Genomic DNA, 23,672 nt, shown 5'->3' with positions numbered 1-23,672 from the left:
CGGTAACATTTACCGCAGTATAGTTACATTACCCGTTACGCTTTTAGTCCCGTTTTTAAGATCGATGATATAATAATAAACGCCAACCGGCAAGGTACGGCCCTGGTATGTGCCATCCCATGCTTTGTTGTAGCCTTTAGATTCCATTACCAAAGTACCCGCGCGGTTATAAACATAAACCTTACAAGCAGGGTAATTAACCAGGTTGGCTATAGCCCAGGTATCATTTATGCCATCGCCATTGGGGGTAAATGTATTAATGGCGCTAACTGTAGGTGGTAACAATACACTCACAACCAGATCGGGGCTTGTGGCCTCGTAGGTGCAATTAATATTCACTGTAATTGTACAGGTAATTTTATCGTTATTGTTAATGGCAGAACTGGTATAAGTTGACGAATTATTGCCGACGTTTACACCGTTCACCTTCCACTGGTATTTACTTACCGCACCCGCGTTAAGCGGTATGGCTGTGAAAGTTATGACTGTGCCTGCATACACATTATTTGCCGATGGGCTGATACTGACAGATGGCGCAGGCGTAGGCGATTCGATAATATCCGCTGTAATGGGGGCTGAGTAAGCGTATAAAGTTGTAAGGCATGCGCCCCCGGTATTTGTGAGCATAAAGCTCACCACATCGCTGTTATTTAATGTCGACGATTTAAACGTTTTACTGTTGGTACCAATATTAGCACCGTTAACAAGCCATTGATAAACCGGCGCCGGGCCTTCGTTTTCGGTTGTTGCAGTAAACGTTATTTCGGTACCGCTGCACACAGGCCCAGTCGACGACGACTGAATAGTAACGGCAGGAGTTACAACAGGATCGATACTTGTATTTGTATATGGATTGGACGTGCCGCTTGCCGGGCACACCCCGGTTGTAGTTACCGTACATTTAACCACATCGGTTTTACTGATCGCGGTTACCGCAAGGGTTGGGCTGTTTGTGCCGGTATTTACTCCGTTTATTTGCCATTGGTAGTTTACGTTGGGCAGGCTGCTGGTAGCTGTAAAGGTGATGGTCATCCCCTCGCAACCTGTGTTAAAATCAGGCGCTATGGTAACCAATGGTATATCCCGGGCGGCTACCGTTAACGATTGTGAAACCGGCAAGGCAGGATCGAAAACCGCGCTGCCGGCCTGCGAAGCGGTAATAGTGGTTGTGCCGCTGCCGGTTATATGGATTTGCCCGGTTACAGACACGGTTGCCACCGCCGCATTGCTGCTGGTATAAGTAATGGGCGTAACTGCATTGGTACTGGTTACCCCCGCCGAAAAATCTACATCGCAAATGGTTTTATTTACAATAGGCGGGAAAGTGATAACTGCAGGTGGTAATATTGCATTAACAACTTTTATACTGATAGTTGTACTGCTGCTGCCACCTGCATTATAAGCGGTTATGGTGTAAATGGTTTCCGGCGAAGTAACGGTTGGCTTGCCGCTGATGGTACCCGTTTTAGAATCGAACGCCAGGCCCGCGGGCAGGGGCTTATCAATAGTGTAGCCGGTTAATGATAGCTTCCTGATGGTGTGGTTTACAATTTCAGAAACAAACAAATTGCCCGAACTATCAAAAACGATCCCGTAAGGGGTGTTAAAGCTGGAACCTAAAAGCGTGCCATTGGTTGATGCCGCTACACCATTCCCTGCAAAGGTGGTTACTTCCCCTGCCGGGGTTACCCGCCTTATCCTGTTATTACTTACATCTGCTATAAAAAGGTTGCCAAGCCTATCCATAGCTATAGAACCCGGAAAATTAAATTTAGCGGCAGTTTTTATGCCATCGGCATATCCTGCAGAGCTCCCGGCGATGGTAGTAACCTGGCCGTTGGGCGCAATCTTCCGCAGCCTTCCGCTGCCACTATCAACTACGTAAATATTGTTGGCTGCATCTACTACCGCCCCGCCCGGTTGCGCAAAACTGGCGGCTGTACCGTTCCCATCCGCAGTGCCGTAAAGGCTACCGGCTAAGGTGCTTACATAACCTGCAGTCGTTATCTTCCTTATCAAAAAACTATTATCGGTAATAATGATATTTCCATTTATATCAAATGTAACACTGTTGGGCTTGTATATTCCGGCTGCGGTGCCCTGCCCATCGGCAGTACTTTGAGTGCCATCGCCGGCAAATGTGGTAGCCAGCCCCGCCGGGCTTATTTTTTTTATCTGGTTATTATTTAGGTCCCCAAGGTAAACCGTACCAAATTTATCAACAGCCAGGCCAGCAGGCGAATCAAACCTGGCAGCTGCACCCAAGCCATCCGCATTACCTGCACTACCGTTGCCTGCCAAAGTAGAAACTTGCCCCGAAGGGGTGATCTTCCGCACCTTATGATTTAATGCATCGGCCACATAAATATTATCATTTTTATCTATGGCTATGCCTTCGGGGGCGTAAAATCGCGCGTTAAGGCCAGTAGCGTCCACGTCGCCGGCCTGGCCGTTGCCCGCAAATGTGCTAACCCTGCCGTATTCGTTTGCGGGTACCGCGCCACCCAAATTAACCGGAGCCAGGGGTGATATATTTGTATTTACAACATAGGTTTGTGGTGTTTGATAGCTAATATTCGGCGGCACTACAACCGGGGGTGGCGGTAAATCATTTACTTTTATGCTGATGGCTGCACTGCTGCTCCCTCCTGCATTGTAAGCCGTTACGGTGTAAATTATTTCGGGCGATGGCACAGTTGGCGTACCGCTGATGATCCCCGTTCTGGCATCGAAAGTTAATCCCGCAGGTAAGGTTTTATCAATACTGTAACCTGTTAACTGTAATTCCCTGATATCCTGGTTAATTATTTCGGATACAAAAATATTTCCCGAAGGGCTAATGGCTATTCCGTGGGGGAAATTGAATTCAGACGTTAACAGATCGCTGTTGACCAAGCCTCCGTTACCGTTGCCGGCAAGGGTGGTAACTACACCGGCCGGGGTTACCTTCCTGATGCGGTTATTGCCAAAATCTGCCACATATAAATTGCCGGCGTCGTCAAACTTCAGGCTGGCCGGCCTGTAAAATTGCCCGCCCCCGGCAAATGTGCTCACTATACCCGCGGGTGTCAACATCCTGATGTCGTCGCCGGATGATACGTATATATTGCCCGCCTTATCTATAGCTAACCCGTGGAACAATTCGAAACTGGCAGTGGCGGCCGGCCCATTCACAGATCCTTTACTGCCGTTACCCGCTATAATGCTCATTACACCTGCAGGTGTAATTTTCCTGATGTAATTGCTGTTATCCGCAACAATTAAGTTCCCATCGGCATCAATTGCGATCGCTTCCGGCTGATAGAACGATAAATAGGAATTAGTGCCATCATTTGACGACGGGGAGGTACTGCTTGCAAAAGTGCTAACCATACCCAAAGGCGTTATTTTCCTTATCGCGTTATTTTCCAGGTCGCAAACGTATATATTGTCCGCATCGTCGATAGCCAGATCATAGGGAGAATGAAATGTGGCGGCGGTCCCCCCGTCATTATTAAATCCTATACTGCCATTGCCCGCAAAGGTAGATACCTGGCCTGCGGGAGTTATCTTTCTGATCTTATGATTTTGAATATCGGCCACAAACAAATTCCCGGAATGGTCGAAAGCAATCCCCTGGGGGTAATAAAAGCCGGCGGCAGTGCCTAAGCCGTCGATATCTGATGGTTGGCCGCTGCCAGCAAAAGTACTTACCGTGCCATAGTTGTTTGCGGGTACAGGGCCGCCTGTATTTGCAGGTGCCAGCGGCAAAATACTTGTATTAACCGTATAGGTTTGTGGTGTTTGATAGGTGATATCAGGCGGCACAACAGGTGGTGGTGTTAAGCCGCTTACTTTAATACTTACTGTAGTAGTGCTGCTTCCACCCGCATTATAAGCTGTTATAGTATAAATTGTGGCCGGCGAAATTGCGGTTGGCGTACCGCTGATAATACCTGTTTTAGAATCGAAAGATAGCCCCGCGGGCAGCGTTTTATCAATAGTGTACCCAGTTAAGGATAACTTACGGATGGTGTTGTTATTGATCTCGGACACGAACATGTTCCCCGCGTTATCAAACGCTATCCCGTAAGGGTAATAAAAACTCGCTGATAAAAGCGTGCCATCAACAGACGATTGCGCGCCGTTACCTGCAAAGGTTGTTACCACACCTGCCGGGGTTACCCGCCTGATGCGGTTATTTAATTCATCGGTAATAAACACATCGCCGGTTGGGCCAACTGCTGCAAAAGCCGGGTTATTAAGCTGTGCCGCGCTGCCTGTGCCATCCGCGTAACCTAAAGTACTCCCGGCAATAGTGGCTACCTGTGCATTCGGCGTTATTTTACGGAGCCTGCCGGTGGCAATATCTACCACATAAATACTATTGGCTTTATCTACAGCCGCACCGGCAGCCTGCGAAAAACTGGCGGCGGTTCCATTACCATCAGCAGTGCCATACTGGCCACCCGCGAAAGTAGAAACAAGCCCTGCTGCGGTTATTTTCCTTACGGTATGATTAGCATCTGTTACAACCAGGTTGCCGTTTATATCAACAGCAATACTGTTTGGCTGATCAAAGCTGGCAGCCAGCCCCTGCCCGTCACCGGCGCCCTGGGCACCGCTGCCGGCCAAGGTAGTAACCAGCCCCGTTGGACTGATGCGTTTGATCATGTGGTTATTCTGGTCGGCCAGGTAAACGGTCCGCGAGTTATCAACGGCCACACTGTGCGGCGTATTAAGTAATGCCAGCGTACCCTGCCCGTCGGCGTTACCTGCGGCGCCGCTGCCCGCAAATGTGGTGACCACACCCGCCGCCGTTATCTTCCGTACTTTGTTATTGGCCATGTCGGCCACATAAATATTATTATCCCTGTCTATGGTTAAACCGGCGGGGCTGCTAAACCTTGCCGATGTACCCGTACCGTCTGCATTACCCGACTGGCTACTGCCGGCGAAGGTGGTTACCACGCCGTAAACATTTGCCGGCACCGCGCCGCCTGTGTTTGCTGGTCTTAACGGTGATATGCTTGCATTAACCGTATAGTTTTGCGGCGTTTGATAGCTGATATTTGGGGCAGGCACAGCCGGGACAGGTGGTAAGCCATCTACCTTGATTTTTACAACAGTGCTGCTGCTGCCACCTAAATTATGGGCTGTAATGGTATAGCTGGTTAACGGCGAAGCTATAGTTGGCGTACCGCTAATGCTTCCTGTTTTAGGGTCGAACACTAACCCACGGGGCAGGTCCTTATCTATAAAATAACCGGTTAGTGATATTTTACTAATGGTGTTGTTAACCTGCTCGGCTACAAATAAATTTCCACTGCCATCTAAAGTCAAATTTGCGGGGCGGAAAAGATTTGCTTTTACCCCTATAGCATCCATATTGCCCTGTGCCCCATTGCCGGCAAGCGTTGATATTTTATCTGTCAGGTCTATTTTCCTGATGATGTTATGATAGGTATCAGATATGTAAACATTACCCACGGCATCAACAGCTATGCCCGATGGGCCGTAAAAACCCGTTGAAAGCGCCGGGCCATCAGTAACAGTGGTAGTGCCGTTACCTGCAATAGTAGTTACCATGCCGGCCGGGGTTATTTTGCGCACGTAACCCGCCAGATCTGTGACATATACATTACCCACCGCATCTACAGCTATAGCTTCGGGGTTGGTAAACAGGGCGCTTGTACCTATACCATCCAGGTGGCCCTGTACCCCCACCGTACCGGCAAATGTGGATACCACGCCTGCCGGGGTAATTTTACGAATAACCGAATTGGTTTGATCGGCCACGTACATATTGCCGCCGGCATCCATAGCAATGCTTGTAGGGTTCCCAAAGCTTGCTGTAAGCACATCTCCGTTATCTGCACCTTGTAAGCCGTCGCCTGCATAAATGCTAACATCACCCTGCGGCGTTATTTTCCTGATCTTTTTATTGTTAGAGTCGGCTATGTATAAATTGCCGTCGGCATCTATTGTAATACCCATCAGTTCGTCGAAGCTTGCCGAGTTGGCCGGCCCGTCTGCAGAGCCCGGCGAACCGATACCCGCGTAGGTGCTTACCTGGCCGCCGGGGGTTATTTTGCGGATCACCGAATTATAATAATCTGATACAAGCAGGTTGCCATTTTTATCAACAGCTACACCATAAGGGGCAGAGAATTTTGCCGTATTGGCCGGTCCGTTCACGTAGCCCGCTACAGCTGCCGTACCGGCTACCCTGGTAACCTGCGAATAAGCGCTGGCAGGTACAGGGCCACCGGTATTAACGGGTAATAGCTGACTTATCGGGGTATTAACCGTATAACTTTGCGGTGTTTGGTACGATATAACGGGCGGCGGCACCACCGGCGGGGGCGGCAAATTATCTATTTTGATATTTACAGTAGTAACGCTGCTGCCATCTTTATTATACGCGGTAATTTCGTAATCTGTTGGGGGTGATAACGCGGTTGGTTTGCCGCTGATGATACCTGTCTTAGGGTCGAATACCAGGCCAGCGGGCAAGGGCTTATCTATGGTATAACCTGTTAATACAATCTTGCGGATAAGATTATTGTTAAATTCGGATACATATAAATTGCCATCAATGATAACTACGCCCGCCGGTAAATTAAACTGTGCATCTTTACCCAAGCCGTTAACCGGTGGGAACAAGCCGTTGCCCGCCAGTGTTGACACTATACCCGCCGGGGTTATTTTACGGATGCGGTTATTGCCCCAGTCGGCCACAATAATATTGCCCGAGGCATCAAAGGTTATGCCCGCGGGAAACCCAAATTTGGCGGAAAATGCCGGCCCGTCGGCAAAGCCAAAAGTACCATCGCCGGCTATCGTTGTTACAAAGCCGTTAGGGGTCATTTTCCTGATAAGCCTGTTGGTATTTTCGGTAATGTATATATTACCATCGGGGCCAATGGTTATACCTGTCGGCCCGTTAAACCTGGCCATGTTGCCCGGCCCATCGGCCCTGCCAAATTGCCTGGCGCCTGCAAGGGTGTAAACATACCCGGTTTTAGAAATGATACGGATCATGTTGTTACCACCATCGGCTACGTATAAAAGCCCCGCCGCGTCAATAGCTATACCTGTAGGGCTGTTAAATGTCGCGGTATTGGCCGGCCCGTCGGCAAAGCCCGGAGTTCCTTTGCCCGCAAAATTTGTTACTTCCCCTGTTACAGCATCTATTCTTCTTACCACGTTACTGTAAACAGCCACTACAAACATGTTCCCATCGGCGTCTATCGCAATATCGCGCGGGCCGCTAAAACTTACTGTGCTGCCAAAACCATTTACATTGCCCGGTAAACCGTTGCCGGCATAGGTGCTAACCAGCCCACCAGGGGTTATTTTGCGGATCCGATTATTATCCTGATCGGCCAGGTACATATTTCCCGCGGCATCTTTATCCAAACCATTTGGCTCGATAAATTGCGCCATTTCGCCCTGCCCGTCGTCATGGCCGATAGTGCCGTTTCCTGCAAAGGTGCTAACTGTACTGTAAATGGTAGCAGGTACCGCACCGCCGCTATTTAAAGGCACTAAATTGGGGATGGTTATACCGGGAGCATAAACTTTGGGGGTGGTATAAGTTATATCGGGCGCCTGCGCACTGGCGCGCAAAAATCCGGCAAGCAAAAAGAATACCCAGCAAACTGAATTGATCTTTCTTTTTGACCTTGTCAGAAACAGCATAATTCCCATTATTAGTATTAACCAGGGGGAGCCTTACTAAAAATACTTAGGCATATTGTAACCGGCGAACCATTACAATATCCGACACTAATATATTATTATATACTAAATAATATGTCCTTTTAAGAAAGTATTTATGAAGCTGTTTATACTAAGAGCTATGGCTGATTCACTTATTATAAATCAATATTTAGCGGGGCGAAATTGGTATTCCGTATCACATCGGCAAAAACTTTATACGAGTACATCCGTGATTGGTGATCGAAAATGTGCGAGGTAGCCATTACTTCATTAATACCTGTTTCTTGGGCAAAGGCGCCAAGTTCTGCCCTGATCCTTTCGGGGCCGCCAATGAACGAATAGGCCAGCATCTGCATCACGGCTTCTTCTTCAAAAACGTTCCAAATACTGTCCATGCTTTTTACAGGCGGCGGCAATAACTGCCTTTTACCGGTTACCACCCCCATAAAAAATTGCTTTACGGATGTGGAAAGGTATTCGGCTTCACCATCGGTATCGGCAGCAACCACGTTTACACAGGCCATTACGTATGGCTTTTGCAGGTATTCGGATGGCTTAAAATTATCGCGGTAGATCTGGATAGCTTCTTTAAAATAGGTTGGCGCAAAATGGCTGGCGAATGCATACGGCAAACCCATGGCAGCGGCAACCTTGGCGCTATCGGTACTGGAGCCCAGCACCCATATCGGGATGTCAAGGCCTTCGCCGGGGATAGCCCTTACTTTACTTGTAGCATTATCGGCCGAGAAATAGGTTTGCAGCTTCACAATATCCCGCGGAAAATTATGCGCGGCATTAAAATTTTCGCCGCGGATGGCCAGGGCTGTAGTTTGGTCGGTGCCGGGTGCGCGGCCTAAACCAAGGTCGATACGGCCCGGATAAAGCGATGCAAGCGTACCAAATTGCTCGGCCACAATAAGCGGCGCGTGGTTTGGCAGCATAATACCGCCCGACCCTACCCTTATTTTTGATGTACCGCCTGCTATGTAGCCTATTAATACAGCTGTTGCAGAGCTTGCCACGTTCATCATGTTATGATGCTCGGCAAACCAGTAGCGAGTATAGCCAACTTTTTCGGCAAGTTGGGCTACATCCATGCTTTTTTTGAAGCTATCGGCCGGAGTGCTGCCTGCAACAACGGTAGCCAGGTCTAATACGGAATATTTTATATCTGATAATTTATTTGCGCTCATATTGATCCTATAAGGATGATAACACCCATTTTTTACAGATGTTATTCAAAATTAATGCTAAAAACACGCTGTTGCAGCAGCTGGTATGTTATATGACGTTGCGGGTACACTAATCAGGAAGCGGTGACAAAAAGCTTCCATCCCATTGGCTATAGGCCCTCAACCATCCTCTTTCCGCTGCCTGGAAAGAGGGTCTATTTTCTCTTCATCCTCTTTGCCCAGCAGAGAAGGTAGACAAGCGCAGCGTTGTCGGGGTGAGTAAAATTGCGAAAAGGAAGTAACCCAACTTTCCCCTCTAATTAATATCTTAGCGCAACCGATTAATGGTTTGATGATATGGTTGAAAGCCCCGAAGGCAAATATATACTGGATAGGTTGCAGCACGAATTGCCGGTGCAGTTCCGTTACCATAACGTAGATCATACCCTTGATGTTTACCATTCGGCACAGGCAATTGCCCGCCAGGAAAATATTAATGAAGAGGATACCAGGCTTTTACTGGCAGCCGCCCTGTACCACGACTGCGGTTACCTGGAGCACATTCATAACCACGAAGCAGCATCATGCAATATTGCCCGCCAGGCGTTACCAAAATTTGGCTACGCCGATGCAGACATAGAAAAAATATGTACGCTGATAATGGCCACACAATTGCCCCAGCAACCCAAGACCTTACTGGAAGAAATTATTTGCGATGCCGACCTGGACTACCTGGGCCGCGAAGATTTTATACGTACCGGCAACAGGCTGTTTAACGAAATGCAGGCGCTTGGCACCATAAAAAGCGAAAAGCAATGGGATACCATGCAGGTAAACTTTTTGCAGGGCCACCGTTACTTTACCAATGCATCCCTAAAAAATAAGGAGCCGAAAAAACAGGAAAATTTAAGAGATTTGCGAAACAAAACTTTAACCTTAATGACCAACAATAACGCTATAAAAATTAGTTTTTTAGATACCGTTTATACGCTTGCAGGCATCCTTTTCTGTGGGTTTGCATTAAAAAGTTTTTTGGTACCAAACGCGTTTTTTGATGGTGGCGTAACCGGCATTTCCCTGTTGATACACGAACTTTACCACGTAAACATTGCCTACGTTATTATCATTGCCAATATCCCGTTCATTATTATGGGAGCATTCCAGGTGAATAAATCCTTCGCGGTGAAAACCTTTTTGGCTATTGTGGGCGTGGCGCTTTGCCTGCTTTATATCCCGTATCCCGAAAAAATAACTTCCGATAAACTACTGGTATCCATATTTGGCGGGGTGTTTATGGGAACGGGGATCGGCCTGGCTATCCGCGGCGGATGCGCGCTGGATGGTATCGAGGTTTTGGCGCTTTATACCGGCAAGCGCATCAGCTTTACCATCAGCGAGATCATTTTGGGGATAAACATTGTGATATTCCTGATAGCGGCGATAAAGCTGGGGCTGCCCACATCATTATACTCTATATTAACCTATTATACCGCATCGCGCACCATCAACTTTGTGATAGAAGGCCTGGAAGAATACACCGGCGTAACCATCATATCGGGGCAAAACGCGGCTATAAAAGAAATGCTGGTAAAGCAGCTTGGCCGGGGCATTACCGTTTACAAAGGCGAACGGGGGTTCCTGAAAGACAGCTTTGACGTGAGCCACCCTGTAGATATCGTATTTACCGTAGTTACGCGTTTAGAGCTCAGGCGATTGAAGAACATGGTACACGATATCGACCCCAAAGCATTCATCTTTACCAGTATTATCAAAGAGGCCGCGGGTGGCGTATTGAAGCGCAGGGCAAGGCATTAGAGAAGTCGTAAGTCTTAAGTCTATAGTCGATTTTTCAGTTTGACTTACGACTCAAGACTTAGAACTTGAGACTTTAGACTTAGAACTTGAGACTCAAGACTTAGAACTTGAGACTTAATGCTACCCCAATACTGGTCTAAATTTTCAACTTTTGCCTAAAACAAGCAAACTTCAGCTTGCGAAGCAAAATTAGCAAACGGGCAGCAAATTCATTGAATAAGACTGTTAAGCTGAAAGCTTAACCCATTACTGGTCTAAAACGTTTGCGATAGCAAACAGCCGGTAGCAAACACTTCATTTTACAAATCATCAACAATTCTAAATACAATAATGTTGCATTTGTATTATCTTTGCAGCATGATCCAGCGGTTAAAAGCCATAAAACTTGATAATGTAGGGATGACAGCTTCCACCCTTTGTGCTATACATTGCGCGGCGGTGCCTGTCTTTTTTACCAGTTTGCCCTTAATTGGCCTGGGCTTTTTGGCCAATCCCTGGGTAGAGTGGATCATGATCATCATAGCGCTTGTAGTGGGCATCTCGTCAATAGGTACATCTTATTTTAAAGAGCACCACCGCGTGTTGCCGCTGGCTTTAATGCTGGCCGGCTTTACCACTATCATTGTTGGCCACTTATTTATTACCGGTTGGGTAGAAGCCGTTGTGGTGCCCATGGGCGGTTTTATGATAGCGGCCGCGCACTTTGTGAACTATAAATACGCGGGTACCTGCAAGGCGGGCGATAGTTTCTTTCACCTTAAACATAATCATCCGCACGATGAGCATAAAGCAGCTTAACCGCTTTTTATAAATTTGGACAATAAATGGCACAAGTAAAAAATAACTACCAGTTTGAGGACATGCTGCAAAAGCATAACCTTAAAAAAACCGCGCCGCGGTTGAGGGTGCTGTCTATGATGTATTCGAAAAATACGGCCACTTCGCAGCCCGACCTGGAAAGCGTGATGAACGATATTGACCGCGTAACCCTGTACCGTATTTTAAATACGTTCGAGGAGAAAGGCATCATCCATAAGGTGTTCGACCTTAATGGCACCGCCAATTACGCGGTTTGCCACTCGGATTGCAAGGAAAACCATCATCACGACGAGCACCTGCATTTTAACTGTACTGCATGCAAAAATGTGTACTGCATTAATGAGCTGAACATGCCGAGGCTAACCCTGCCGGCGGGTTTCGAGCCGCAGGCATTTACGCTGTATGCATCGGGCCTTTGCCCAAAATGCAGTAAAAAAGGTGCCGCAAGGGTTAATTAACGTATTGCAACTATATTGCTTTATATTCTTTTATTAATCTTTCGTGCCAAATAACAGTCAAAACAAATAACAACTTCAAATTATTTGCAGGCTAATACACAGAGTTTTAAATTAGCGTTCCCTAATTATATAAATGAGTAAAAAGTATTTCAGGCTGATATTTACGTTCAGCATCCTGTCCTTCTATACATTGCTGTGTTCGTTCACGCCAGCGGCAGATACTATTAAAGCCAGCGGCTTTAAGTTAAAAACGGTTATTATTGATGCAGGCCACGGCGGTAAGGATGCCGGCGCGAAGGGCTTGTCGTCGTACGAAAAGAACGTCACCCTCGCCATCGCCAAAAAGCTGCAGGCAGCCATACAGGCGCAGATCCCCGACCTGGCCACCATCATGACCCGTTCTGATGATACTTTTATAGAACTGAGCCGCCGGTCGGATATCGCCAATAAATCTCAGGGGAACCTGTTTATCTCTATCCATTGTAACTCATCTGCCGAAGGCACCGCCTATCGCGAGCATAAGCAAAGCGGGGTGATGCTGCTGGTTTATGCCTCGAAACGTACCGGCGAGCAGATGGAAGCAATGCGCGAGAACGCTTCCATATTGATAGAGCCCGATTATAAACAAAAATACCAGGCTTTAGACGCATCCGACCCATCAAACGCCATTATACTGGATGCCTTCACCAAAAAATACCGCAAGCAAAGCATCCGTTTCGGCGAATATTTAAACCAGGAATTTACCGAAACCGATGGCCGCAAATCGATAGGTGTGCGCGAACAAAGCCTTTACGTACTGGCTAATAGCGCCATGCCGGCGGTACTGATAGAAACAGGTTTTATTAATAACCCCGACGAGGAGGAGTATCTTAACTCTGAAGAAGGCCAAACTCAAATCGTACAAACCATCATCCGGTCTATACAGGTGTACCGGGCCGCACTTGCGGTGCAGTAAGGTCAATCGGATTTTTACGTTAAATTTTTAAAGCAGAGGCCAGCGCGATTCCCTCCCAACGGGAGGGTGCAGGGAGGGGTTATACGACATACATCTCGTTCAAACCCCTCCCTGCCACCGCGCGTTCCAACACACCCCTCCCGAGGGAGGGAATTGAGCTGTCCGAAAGCCCTCTAACATAACATAAACTTCATTTAAAAAGTTAGTTTTTTAAGCAGAAAAGGCATATATTAGATAAAGTTTGCTTCGCTTTACTTTATAACCTGTTTACATCTGCCAATGCCTTACTATCAGCACTATTCTTTTGATCTGTGGTTAACGCTCATCAAATCCGACCCCGAATTTAAGATCCAGCGGGCCCATTTTTTCCACCAAAATTTTAATAAAACAGGCCAATCTGTTGAGGATGTTGCGCGGGTTTTCCGCCAGGTTGACCTGATGTGCAACGCCGTGAACGAAAAAACAGGAAAGAACATCGATGCCGACGAAATGTACCTGATGGTGATCAGCCTCATCAACGGCGATAAGTTAAATATTGATGATATCGATTACCGGCAACTGCACCTGCAAATGGAACAGCTGCTGTTTAAGTACCCGCCGCGCATCTACTCGGATGTAACAATTGATACCCTGCAGCATCTAAAACAAAAAAGCGGGGCAACTTTTAGTTTGTTGAGCAACACAGGATACATCACCGGGAAAACATTACGAAAAGTATTAGCGCTTTACGGGCTGGATAACTATTTCGACTTTCAGCTATACTCTGACGAGGCAGGCATGTCAAAACCAAATCATCAATTTTTTAAAACCATGCTAAACAATATCGATATATGTAATGCAGGTAAAAATATCCCGTTAAATAATATTATGCATGTGGGCGATAATCCTAAAAACGACGTTGCACCCGCGAATGAATTGGGTATCAGCTCGCTGCTGATCAACTCAAACAGTACTACCATTTTAAGCCTTATAAGTTAATGATATCTACCACATATTCGTTACACCATATACACCACGATACCCGTTTTGGCTTTGATGCCGACGATTACAGTCGCTTTAAATTTGGCGACGGAGCGGTATCTAAAGATTTTGGTACCGCCCTGGCCGAAGGTTTTATAAACGATTACCTGGCCACAAACCCGGTTACCAGGCAAATAGTGGTGATCTCCAGCCCGTACTCGTTCATCCCGACGGCAACCTTTGCCATGAAGGATTGGTTTGTGTACCGCCTGAACCACTGGCTGGCCGAAAAAGGCTTGCCTGTAGTGCAGGAAACCAAGGTGCACCGCACCATCACCTACAAAGAAGATTACGGCGAGCTGAACGCCGAGCAGCGCATGAACCTGATAGGTAACGACCGGTTCCATATCGATAAAGACTTTTTGACGGGCAAAACGCTGATATTTTTAGACGATATCCGCATTACCGGCAGCCACGAGCGGATGATCATGAAAATGGTTAAGGCCTATGGTTTGGATAACGATATCCACATGCTGTACTTTGCCGAACTGATGAACAAGGACATTCACCCCAACGTGGAGAACTATCTGAACTATCACCATGTAAAATCAATTTTTCACCTGGAGGATATCATCAAAAGCGGCGATTTCCGCATCAATACACGCATTGTAAAATACATATTAAACTATAGTTTTGATGGCTTTAGCTTGTTTATCGAAAACCAGTCGGCAGCGTTTGCAGAGCAGCTTTACAACATGGCTTTGGGCAACGGTTACCATACCATTGAAGCCTACGAACAAAATCTTACATTTATAAAACAACAATTACTGGAACCCTCGGCTTTGGAGAAAATGGGGGAATAAAATAATTAGAACCCTCTCCTTCGGAGAGGGCGGGGAGAGTCAAAACTTTTAAACAAAATAAACTAATACATAATGGCAATTAATCTTCAAAAAGGGCAGCGCGAAGCTATCGACGCTCCTAAATTTACTATAGGCCTGGGTTGGGATACCAACACCTCATCAACCGGTACAGCGTTTGACCTGGACGCTTCTGTTTTTATACTGGGCGATAACAAAAAGATCCTGAGCGACGAGCACTTTGTGTTTTATAACAACCTTAAATCGCCGGATGGCGCTGTTGAGCACACAGGTGATAACCTTACCGGTGCCGGCGATGGCGACGATGAGCAGATCAAAATAGACCTGACCATAATTGACCCGCGCGCTACCGAAATTTGCGTGGTGGTAACCATACATGAGGCAGACAGCCGCCGCCAGAATTTTGGCCAGGTGCGCAACTCATTCGTACGTGTTTTTGATGCCGCTACCAATACCGATGTGCTTAAATATGAATTAGAGGAGGATTTTTCGATAGAAACAGCTGTTGAGTTTGGCCGTATTTACAAACGCGATAACAAATGGAAGTTTGAAGCAGTTGGCGCCGGCATGAAAGGCGGCCTGCAGGATTATTTAAATAAATATAACTAAGTCGATAGTCTTAAGTCGCAAGTCTTAAGTCAAGTCCGTTCCGACTTCGGACTTTCGACTACAGACTTCGGACTAAGCGTTACATTAAAATTAAAAGAATTAAATATGGCAATTAATCTTCAAAAAGGGCAGCGTATAAGCCTTGAAAAAAGCAACGGCAGCAAGCTGCAAAGCGTTTGCGTAGGTATAAACTGGGGCGCTATAGAAAAGAAGGGCTTATTTGGCTTTGGCAGCAGCAAAGAAGCGGTTGACCTTGATGCCAGCTGCGCCTTGTTTGACGAGAATAAAAAACTGATAGACGTGGTGTATTTTGGCAACCTTAAATCCAAAGACCAGGCGGTACGCCACAGCGGCGATGACCTTACCGGCGATATGGGCGGCGATGACGGCCTGGATAACGAAGTGATCACCCTTGATTTCGGCAGCCTTAACCCGGCAGTTAAACACGTGGCTTTTGTGCTGAACAGTTTTAGGGGCCAGGATTTTGGCACCATCCCGTTCGCGTCCATCCGCATTTACGAAGGCACACCAAAACGCGTTAACGAGATCTTCGCTACATACGATATCGCGCACGACGCCAGCTTCAGGGGCCATGTATCTATGGTGATGGGTATTTTCTACGTTAAAAATGATGAATGGAAATTCAACGCTATTGGCGAGCCCACCAAAGACCGCAAACTGGAAGAAACCGTGAACACGGTAATGAGGAATTTTTTATAAAATAAAAGGCCTCTCCCCAACCCCTCTACGAAGGAGCGGGGCTTTAAGAAGCAATTTTTTAGAACCCTCTCCTTCGGAGAGGGCAGGGAGAGGCTAAAACTTTTAAAACAAACAAAATGGAAACCAACCTAACCAAAGAGGGTGCAGAACCCGCCAACGCCACGCCGGTAGCAGGCAGTACCACCCCGGTTAAACTTGATAAAGAAGGTAATGTTGACCTGACAAACATTACGCCCGATGAAGTTAAAAAGTACAGCGAAAAAAGCAAGGACTTAAATCCGAGCGACGTAAACTCGATACTGAACTATGGTACCGATGTGCAGGCCTCTATGGAACGTTATAGTAATACCTTCCTTACATCGGTACGCACGTTTGACTCAGGCGAGGTGGGTACCTTAATTACCGACCTGCTGCACGAACTGAATTATATTGATGTTGACGAACTGGAGCAGAACGCTTTTGTAAGGATCATATCCCGTATCCCCCTTTTGCGCAGGCTGGTTATGGATACCAAAAAGATGTTCTCTAAGTACGACCTGGTGGTAAACAATGTTGACAAGATCACCAATAAAATTAAAGCGGGCCGTGTAAACTCCATCAAGGACAACGCATCGCTGCAAACCATGTTCGACAGTAATGTAGACTACATTCATCAAATGGAAGAACTGATCATTGCCGGTCAGTTAAAATACAAAGAGCTTAACGAGCAATTGGCTGTAATGGATGGCAACCCTGCCGGTTACCAGGATTACGAAATTGCCGACCTGCGCGATTTTGTGAACCGCCTGGATAAGCGCCTGGCCGATCTGAAAGTGGTGCGCTTTATTATGCTGCAATCGCTTGCGCAGATCCGCGTGGTGCAAAATAACAACACTACCATTGCCGAAAAGGCGCAGTCGATAGTATCGACCACCATCCCGGTTTGGAAAAACCAGCTCACCATTGCCGTAGCGCTAAACAGGCAGAAGGCGAATGTAGAGATGCAGAAGAAGATCTCGGACACGACAAACACCATTTTGCTTAAAAATGCCGAGCTGTTAAAAACAAACAGTATTGACGTAGCCCGCGAGAATGAGAAAACTGTGGTATCTTTGGATACTTTAAAACGTACCACGCAATCGTTAATTGAAACTTTAACCGAGGTGAAGAGGATCCATGACGAGGGTACACAAAACAGGAAAACGCTTAATACCGAGTTGCAAACTTTAGAAACTGAGTTGAAAAAGAATGTGACCAATACGCGTTAATTGGCATATGGATGAAAACAGGCTAAACATATTAAATTCGTCGACACGGGTTATCAGCAAGCTGCAGCTGTTATCCGTGTTTTTTAATAACGACGTAATTTATAAAATTTACCTGCGCACACAGGTGCTGCACCAGCTGTTTCAAACCAACCCCGATCTTGACATTAACCAGCTGGAGATGTTTCATCTCCAGTTTACACAATCGCTTATCGATCTGCTTAAAAAGATCAAGAAGAACAACGAGGCCCAGGCCGATCTGCTGCTTGATGAGATAGCACTTAATAACCAGTTGATAGAGCAGATGGAAGATTCGGTTTATACCGAGCAGAACTACACCAACGATAAGCAGCGACAGGCGCTAAAAATGAGCCAGTCGTTACGCAAGCTGTTCCAGGTACTTTCAGATAATTCGGCCGAGTACCCGTTTGTAGGTAATATCAACAAGTTCAGCGCGCATTTTTCGGGCGACTACTTTTTTAGTATCTCAACCGAGCTGGTCTACGAATTACTTGCCTATAACCCCGCCGATGTATACTCGAACGAGTATGCTACCATCCAGCGCAAGCTGATGGGCGGTTTATGCAAGTACGATTTTAAGATCGATTTCTACTGTGGTGTGCGCGCCAACGATATTGTACTGGAGGTTTACCGGTTCACCGATGTAAATAAGTATTTCCTGTTTTCGCCGTTGAATAATACCCTGTTGTTTTGCGATGTGGCCAAACTTGGCGACCTTGACCTGAAGAACACCGTAAGCAAGCGCGAACGCATGATACGCGAACTGCGCGATAAAAATGTACAGTTAACGGGCAAGGCCGGTTTATTAAAAACCAATCTGCCGCAAAATATTACGGCCCTATTGGCCGACGATTACAAGAAAATAGCCGATGTGAACTTTTTGGCGCACATGAACGCGTTTGACGTGCAGGCTAATATTTTAAAAACCATGTTAAATACAGATATAATTTAAAACCCTATCACCAATGGATTTTTTACACACGTTACTTGGCCCGGATATTAAAGCAGGCCTGCTGGTTGTACTCAACCTCATTGTTATCGAAAGCCTTTTATCGGTTGATAATGCCGCGGTATTGGCAACCATGGTGCTCGATCTGCCGAAGCACCAGCGTAACCGGGCCTTGCGTTACGGTATTATAGGCGCTTACGTATTGCGTGGGGTTTGTTTGTTTTTAGCGGCATGGCTGGTAAAAATATGGTGGTTAAAACCATTGGGGGGGTTATACCTGTTATACCTGGCTTTTGGCTATTTTAAAAAGAAGTTAGCAGCAAGTGCCGATGGCGGAGAGGAAGAGTCTGTCGATAAAAACCAGAACTGGCTGTATAAATCAACCGTAGGCTTAATCGGCACCTTTTGGGCTACTGTTGCTTTGGTAGAACTGATGGACCTGGCCTTTTCTATCGATAACGTATTTGCCGCCGTTGCTTTTACAGATCATGTGTTTTTGATCTACACAGGAGTGTTTATCGGGATCCTGGCCATGCGTTTTGTGGCCCAGGCCTTTGTAAAACTGATGGAGAAATTTACATTTTTAGAAACAGTAGCGTTTTTAGTGATAGGTGTGCTGGGGGCTAAATTAACATCATCGTTATATGTACACTTCTTCCCCGAAGCCGGTTTCTCGAAATTTATGGAAGGCGAAACCGCTGATATTGCTGTATCGGTGTTTACCGTAGCGGTATTTGTTATCCCGGTACTTACTTCCATCTTCTTTAACTTCCCTAAAAAGAATATTATCGAACCCGAAGTAGCCGAGGCTGCGGAGGATGTATTGGATAAAAGCTGATTGGGCGGGAAGCTAAAAGCGAAGAGACCAAAGCAAAAAGCTTTTTTGGAAATCACTAAATCAAATTCACTAAATCACTAATTGATTGAAACTCATTGCATCTATTTTCGGGATAGGGTATATAAAGGGTGGGGGCACGCTTGCTGCCATTGTTACCTGCCCGTTCATTTGGCTTTTATGGCAGTCTAACTTTCATAGCCCGCTATATTTACTGGGCGCCACCATCATCATAACCCTGCTGGGCATTTACGTTGGCGATAAGGTAGAACCCTTTTGGGGTAAGGACAGCTACCGGGTGGTAATAGATGAAGTTGCCGGTATGCTGGTAACCATGTTGTTTATCCCGCCAAATTTATATTACCTGCTTACAGGCCTGGTGCTTTTCCGTTTTTTTGATATTGTAAAACCCCTTGGCATCCGCAAAATGGAAGCCCTGCCCGGCGGTACAGGGGTAATGATGGACGATGTTTTAGCCGGCGTTTATGGCAACATTGTGTTGCAGGTAATTGTATACTTTGTTAAGTTTTAAATCTCTCGCGTTAATATAGTTCGGCATAAATATTTATCTTAGGCTAAATTTAAACCTGTAGTGTAATTATGTATTTTTTTCCGCTGATTGCCGCTTTTTTATTAGCTCTCCGGATAAATAAAGCAATTAAGTTTACAGCGCTTCGTAGCAAATGGCGATGGCCGCTTAATATTCTTGGAGGGATAGCTATCGCCTTTATCTTACTTGATAAACAGGTTGATGAAGATAGGCTGCTCTTAATTTCGGCCGTTTATCTTTTGGCAGTGGTTGAGTATCTTAAACGGCAGGAAGATTTTAAATCATTTACCGTTTTGCTAAACGCCTATTTACCACTTGTAGGTACGGCTATGATAAGCGCCTTAACTGCCCGCGTTGCCCCAACCTTTTACGAAAATAACGAGGCGTTTTTTATTTGCGGGCAACTTGCCGCGTTTTCGTGGATTTACCTGCGCCTGTCAACCTCAAAAAAGCAACAGCAGGAATTAAGGCGGATCAGCGAGCGCAGGGACGAACTGGAAGCTATGGTAGCCGCCCGTACCGCCGAAATAACAAAACAACGTAACGAACTGCAGGAAACGGTTAAAGAGCTGCAAGCCACCCAGGCGCAGTTGATCCAACAGGAAAAACTGGCATCCTTAGGCGAGCTTACCGCCGGTATTGCCCACGAGATCCAGAACCCGCTAAACTTCGTTAACAATTTCTCTGAAGTAAGTATGGAGCTAATTGACGAAATGGAAGCAGAGATGGCCAAAGGCGATATGGAAGAAGCCAACGCCATAGCTGCCGATATCAAGCAAAACCTCGAAAAGATCCGTCACCACGGCCAGCGTGCCGATGGTATTGTTAAGGGTATGCTGCAGCACAGCCGCGCCAGCAGCAATGTAAAAGAACCAACTAACCTTAATACCATTGCCGACGAATACTTTCGCCTGGCCTACCACGGCCTGCGCGCCAAGGATAAATCATTTAACGCCGAGCTGGTTGCCAATCTGGACCCTAACCTCCCATCCATCAACATCGTATCGCAGGATGTAGGCCGGGTACTGCTCAATATGTTCACTAACGCGTTTTACGCCGTGCATCAAAAGCAAAAAACCATCGGCGGCGATTTTAAACCACGTGTGGAGGTTTCTACGCGTGTAATTCCTGCTCCCCCTTCAGGGGGCGGGGGGGCTCAAGTAGAGATTATGGTAAAAGATAATGGCAGTGGCATCCCTGATGCAATAAAGGATAAAATTATGCAGCCATTTTTTACCACTAAACCGGCGGGCGAGGGTACCGGGCTGGGTTTATCGCTTAGCTATGATATTATTGTAAAAGCCCATAAAGGGCATATCAACATCAACAGTAAAGAGGGCGAGGGCTCTGAATTTATCATTACCTTGCCGGTTGCCTGATGCGGGGTAAATAAATGGGTAATTAACTCAACAATTAAAAGATCAATAATTATTTTCGCATGAAAATATTAGTCGTAGACGACGAAGCAGACGTTCAGCCGCTTTTTTTACAGCGCTTTCGTAAAGAAATTAAAAACCACGAGGTAGAGTTCGACTTTGCTCAATCCGGCGAAGAAGCACTGGATTACCTGAAGGGCAAACACTCCGAAGTGGTGCTGATCCTGTCGGACATTAATATGCCGGGCATGAGCGGTATAGAGTTGCTAACACACATCCGCGAGGATTTTCCAACGCCGCCACCGCCCGTGGTGATGATGATAACTGCTTACGGCGACGAAGAAAACTACAAGCAGGCGATGGATAAAGGGGCAGACGACTTTTTGACCAAACCGCTTGATTTTAATTTATTAAAAGAGAAACTTAAAACGATATAGCGTGCAAATTTCAGATGTGCAAGTATGCATATTTAAAATGCGCCGATCAATAATCAATAAATCACAATGGCTAAAATACTGGTAGTAGATGACGAAGCTGATCTGGAGGTACTGGTAAAACAAAAGTTCCGCCGCAAGATCAGGGAGAGCGAATACGAATTTATTTTTGCACAAAACGGGGAAGAAGCTTTAGAGCGCATCAAAGAGAACCCAGACCTGGACATTATCCTGTCGGACATCAATATGCCCGTAATGGATGGCCTTACGCTGCTTACGCACCTGCCCGATGCTAACCCCACACTTAAGGCAGTAGTGGTATCGGCTTACGGCGATATGCAAAATATCCGCACCGCCATGAACCGCGGCGCTTTCGATTTTATCATGAAGCCGGTTGATTTTGACGATCTGGACCTTACCATGCAGAAAACAATTTCTTACGTAAGGCAGTTGCAGGAAACATTAAAGGCCATCAAAGAGAACAACATCCTGAAGATGTATGTGGACGAGAACGTGCTCAATTTTATGAATCATAAGGAGTTTGAAGGCAGCCTGATGAAAAACGAGCTGCTGGAAGCTACCGTAATGTTTGTTGATGTTTGCGGCTTTACAGCCATTACCGAGCATGTGCCGGCAAACACCGTGGTAACATTGCTTAACGGCCTGTTTGATAAAATTGTAAAGGAAATTATTGCCCAGGGCGGCCACGTTGATAAGTTTATGGGCGATGCTATCATGGCGGTTTTCCGCGGCGAGTTCCATTTGGATAGGGCGATAGATGCCGCGTTGTCGGTTAAAGCCCATTTATCTAACGAGCCCGAGATAGACGCGGGCAACGGTAAAATATTCAAACCAAGCATTTCGGTAGGGATCAACAGCGGCGAAATGGTATCGGGCAACATCGGTTCGGCATCCTTAAAACGCCTTGATTATACCGTTATTGGCGACTCGGTTAACCTTGCGCAGCGTTTGCAGGGCATAGCCACCGCCGGCCAGATCATCATTACCGAAGATGTTTACCACAAGGCCAAAGAATCGTTCCAGTGTAAGCCAAACGGCCAGTTCGCCCTCAAGAATAAGGTTAAACCGGTTGATACTTACGAGGTGGTAGAGTAGAAAGATCTCGGATTTCGAATGTTCAATTTCGAATTTAAGTTAGCATTGCTACCGCAAGCCTCCTCGCTTGTGGCCAACTGGCTGGTAAATGCATCTCGTTATGAAAGTTTAGCTTTTTGTTACTGTTGTAAACCCACAGATAAAATTTAAGAAGCTGATAAATCCGATACAGATAGCTATCGGGACGTAATTCTAAAATCTAAAACCAAGGTGTCCCATTCAGAAACGGGTGGGACACCCTGTCGAAAATCAATAATATCTTTATTTACAGAATATTCTGTATTTTATATAAAGAAACACTTCAAATAAAAGTGCAACTATTACTTTTGTAAGTTATTAATTATCAATAGTTTATGTATTGATGTTTAGTGTGTCATATTTAGTGGGACACCTGGGAAAATTTAGTCCTTTATCATCCTGTAAGCTTCTTCGGCCTCTACCCTTTCTATCACTTCGAACTTTTTTCCGGCCTGTTCATTGTAGTTTTTAAAGAAACTCTCCAACTGGTTGATGATGGCCTCGGGCAGCTGCAGCATGGTGTTTACCTCACTAAATAGCTGCGATACGGTTGGCACGGCTAAAAAGCGGTCGTTACGCATGGTGCTGCCGTCGCGTTCGGTTTGGTTCACCTTTATAGCGCCAATGATCCGGCAATCAATACAACATCCCGAAAAGGTAGCGATCTCTGATATTACCACCACATCCAGCGGGTCGCCATCGCCACCTTTCGTATCCGGTATAAACCCAAAATCGAACGGGAACACCATTCCCGCCGGTAACACCTTATTCAGTTTAAAGGCCTTTAACTTTGGTTCGTAATCGTACTTATGGCCGCTGCCCTTTGGGGTTTCTACTATGATGGTGATGGGTTCCATTAGCTTATTAACAACAGGACGGATAATTGTGTTTGAACCCGGATTAAGCGGATTTGTGGGATTGGTAGGATTTCTTTTCTGAATCATTATTTATAGGATGCTATTTTCTAATGAGCGCTGGCCCAAACGTCAAAGCAGGCGGGCCGGGTGTATGGCGGGAATGGCGGTTTAGCTTTCGA

18 protein-coding genes are annotated in these 23,672 nt (G+C 46.3%); 15 read left to right on the top strand and 3 right to left on the bottom strand.

Features of this window, described 5'->3' with window-relative positions:
- Positions 1-9: 9 nt before the first annotated feature.
- Complete coding sequence (locus EWM62_RS00090) at positions 10-7,683, bottom strand: NHL domain-containing protein (protein WP_162499751.1); 7,674 nt, start codon at positions 7,681-7,683, stop codon at positions 10-12.
- A 176-nt stretch (positions 7,684-7,859) separates the two neighbouring features.
- Positions 7,860-8,897, bottom strand: coding sequence for an LLM class flavin-dependent oxidoreductase (locus tag EWM62_RS00085; protein WP_129874608.1), 1,038 nt, complete (start codon positions 8,895-8,897; stop codon positions 7,860-7,862).
- Between the two features lie 336 nt (positions 8,898-9,233).
- Here EWM62_RS00085 and EWM62_RS00080 point away from each other — a divergent pair, with 336 nt between their 5' ends.
- The 15 genes from EWM62_RS00080 to EWM62_RS00010 all read left to right on the top strand — a co-directional run bounded on the left by EWM62_RS00080 (position 9,234) and on the right by EWM62_RS00010 (position 22,618).
- Positions 9,234-10,691, top strand: coding sequence for a YitT family protein (locus EWM62_RS00080; protein WP_129874607.1), 1,458 nt, complete (start codon positions 9,234-9,236; stop codon positions 10,689-10,691).
- A gap of 357 nt (positions 10,692-11,048) precedes the next feature.
- Positions 11,049-11,489 (top strand): MerC domain-containing protein, encoded by a 441-nt coding sequence (locus EWM62_RS00075; RefSeq protein ID WP_129874606.1) that lies wholly within the window; start codon positions 11,049-11,051, stop codon positions 11,487-11,489.
- A 26-nt stretch (positions 11,490-11,515) separates the two neighbouring features.
- Positions 11,516-11,968, top strand: a complete 453-nt coding sequence (locus EWM62_RS00070; RefSeq protein ID WP_129874605.1) for a Fur family transcriptional regulator — start codon at positions 11,516-11,518, stop codon at positions 11,966-11,968.
- 133 nt (positions 11,969-12,101) lie between these two features.
- On the top strand, positions 12,102-12,923 hold the full coding sequence (locus EWM62_RS00065; protein WP_129874604.1) for an N-acetylmuramoyl-L-alanine amidase family protein: 822 nt from the start codon (positions 12,102-12,104) through the stop codon (positions 12,921-12,923).
- Positions 12,924-13,202: 279 nt separating this feature from the next.
- Positions 13,203-13,901, top strand: coding sequence for an HAD family hydrolase (locus tag EWM62_RS00060; RefSeq protein WP_129874603.1), 699 nt, complete (start codon positions 13,203-13,205; stop codon positions 13,899-13,901).
- Positions 13,901-14,746, top strand: a complete 846-nt coding sequence (locus EWM62_RS00055) for a phosphoribosyltransferase family protein (RefSeq protein ID WP_129874602.1) — start codon at positions 13,901-13,903, stop codon at positions 14,744-14,746. Before EWM62_RS00060 ends, EWM62_RS00055 begins: the two co-directional genes overlap by 1 nt.
- Before the next feature lie 72 nt (positions 14,747-14,818).
- Positions 14,819-15,373 (top strand): TerD family protein, encoded by a 555-nt coding sequence (locus tag EWM62_RS00050; RefSeq protein WP_129874601.1) that lies wholly within the window; start codon positions 14,819-14,821, stop codon positions 15,371-15,373.
- A gap of 105 nt (positions 15,374-15,478) precedes the next feature.
- Complete coding sequence (locus EWM62_RS00045) at positions 15,479-16,093, top strand: TerD family protein (protein WP_129874600.1); 615 nt, start codon at positions 15,479-15,481, stop codon at positions 16,091-16,093.
- A gap of 116 nt (positions 16,094-16,209) precedes the next feature.
- Entirely contained in the window at positions 16,210-17,340 is a 1,131-nt protein-coding gene (locus EWM62_RS00040; protein WP_129874599.1) for a toxic anion resistance protein, read from the top strand.
- 7 nt (positions 17,341-17,347) lie between these two features.
- Positions 17,348-18,310 (top strand): hypothetical protein, encoded by a 963-nt coding sequence (locus EWM62_RS00035; RefSeq protein ID WP_129874598.1) that lies wholly within the window; start codon positions 17,348-17,350, stop codon positions 18,308-18,310.
- Positions 18,311-18,323: 13 nt separating this feature from the next.
- Positions 18,324-19,145: a TerC family protein gene (locus EWM62_RS00030; protein WP_129874597.1), complete on the top strand. Its 822-nt coding sequence runs from the start codon at positions 18,324-18,326 to the stop codon at positions 19,143-19,145.
- An 85-nt stretch (positions 19,146-19,230) separates the two neighbouring features.
- On the top strand, positions 19,231-19,674 hold the full coding sequence (locus EWM62_RS00025; RefSeq protein ID WP_129874596.1) for a phosphatidylglycerophosphatase A family protein: 444 nt from the start codon (positions 19,231-19,233) through the stop codon (positions 19,672-19,674).
- A 68-nt stretch (positions 19,675-19,742) separates the two neighbouring features.
- On the top strand, positions 19,743-21,071 hold the full coding sequence (locus EWM62_RS00020) for a sensor histidine kinase (protein ID WP_129874595.1): 1,329 nt from the start codon (positions 19,743-19,745) through the stop codon (positions 21,069-21,071).
- Positions 21,072-21,130: 59 nt separating this feature from the next.
- Complete coding sequence (locus tag EWM62_RS00015) at positions 21,131-21,505, top strand: response regulator (protein ID WP_129874594.1); 375 nt, start codon at positions 21,131-21,133, stop codon at positions 21,503-21,505.
- A 66-nt stretch (positions 21,506-21,571) separates the two neighbouring features.
- Positions 21,572-22,618, top strand: coding sequence for a response regulator (locus EWM62_RS00010; protein WP_129874593.1), 1,047 nt, complete (start codon positions 21,572-21,574; stop codon positions 22,616-22,618).
- Between the two features lie 401 nt (positions 22,619-23,019).
- On the opposite strand, the gene EWM62_RS00005 is transcribed toward EWM62_RS00010, so the two are convergent.
- The gene (locus EWM62_RS00005; protein WP_162499750.1) at positions 23,020-23,493 is read right to left on the bottom strand and encodes an inorganic diphosphatase; all 474 of its coding nucleotides are present in this window, start codon (positions 23,491-23,493) and stop codon (positions 23,020-23,022) included.
- Positions 23,494-23,672: the final 179 nt, after the last annotated feature.

This window comes from Mucilaginibacter terrigena (assembly GCF_004168255.1).
GTDB lineage: Bacteria > Bacteroidota > Bacteroidia > Sphingobacteriales > Sphingobacteriaceae > Mucilaginibacter > Mucilaginibacter terrigena.
This window is presented reverse-complemented; position numbering and strand designations above follow the sequence as displayed.

Excerpts from the sequence above, each read along its gene's own strand:
- EWM62_RS00005 (WP_162499750.1), bottom strand. The coding sequence starts at position 23,493 with ATGGAACCCATCACCATCATAGTAGAAACCCCAAAGGGCAGCGGCCAT.
- EWM62_RS00065 (WP_129874604.1), top strand. The coding sequence starts at position 12,102 with ATGAGTAAAAAGTATTTCAGGCTGATATTTACGTTCAGCATCCTGTCC.
- EWM62_RS00055 (WP_129874602.1), top strand. The coding sequence starts at position 13,901 with ATGATATCTACCACATATTCGTTACACCATATACACCACGATACCCGT.
- EWM62_RS00040 (WP_129874599.1), top strand. The coding sequence starts at position 16,210 with ATGGAAACCAACCTAACCAAAGAGGGTGCAGAACCCGCCAACGCCACG.
- EWM62_RS00070 (WP_129874605.1), top strand. The coding sequence starts at position 11,516 with ATGGCACAAGTAAAAAATAACTACCAGTTTGAGGACATGCTGCAAAAG.
- EWM62_RS00045 (WP_129874600.1), top strand. The coding sequence starts at position 15,479 with ATGGCAATTAATCTTCAAAAAGGGCAGCGTATAAGCCTTGAAAAAAGC.
- EWM62_RS00020 (WP_129874595.1), top strand. The coding sequence starts at position 19,743 with ATGTATTTTTTTCCGCTGATTGCCGCTTTTTTATTAGCTCTCCGGATA.
- EWM62_RS00035 (WP_129874598.1), top strand. The coding sequence starts at position 17,348 with ATGGATGAAAACAGGCTAAACATATTAAATTCGTCGACACGGGTTATC.
- EWM62_RS00090 (WP_162499751.1), bottom strand. The coding sequence starts at position 7,683 with ATGCTGTTTCTGACAAGGTCAAAAAGAAAGATCAATTCAGTTTGCTGG.
- EWM62_RS00050 (WP_129874601.1), top strand. The coding sequence starts at position 14,819 with ATGGCAATTAATCTTCAAAAAGGGCAGCGCGAAGCTATCGACGCTCCT.
- EWM62_RS00085 (WP_129874608.1), bottom strand. The coding sequence starts at position 8,897 with ATGAGCGCAAATAAATTATCAGATATAAAATATTCCGTATTAGACCTG.
- EWM62_RS00080 (WP_129874607.1), top strand. The coding sequence starts at position 9,234 with ATGGTTGAAAGCCCCGAAGGCAAATATATACTGGATAGGTTGCAGCAC.
- EWM62_RS00010 (WP_129874593.1), top strand. The coding sequence starts at position 21,572 with ATGGCTAAAATACTGGTAGTAGATGACGAAGCTGATCTGGAGGTACTG.
- EWM62_RS00060 (WP_129874603.1), top strand. The coding sequence starts at position 13,203 with ATGCCTTACTATCAGCACTATTCTTTTGATCTGTGGTTAACGCTCATC.
- EWM62_RS00030 (WP_129874597.1), top strand. The coding sequence starts at position 18,324 with ATGGATTTTTTACACACGTTACTTGGCCCGGATATTAAAGCAGGCCTG.
- EWM62_RS00075 (WP_129874606.1), top strand. The coding sequence starts at position 11,049 with ATGATCCAGCGGTTAAAAGCCATAAAACTTGATAATGTAGGGATGACA.
- EWM62_RS00015 (WP_129874594.1), top strand. The coding sequence starts at position 21,131 with ATGAAAATATTAGTCGTAGACGACGAAGCAGACGTTCAGCCGCTTTTT.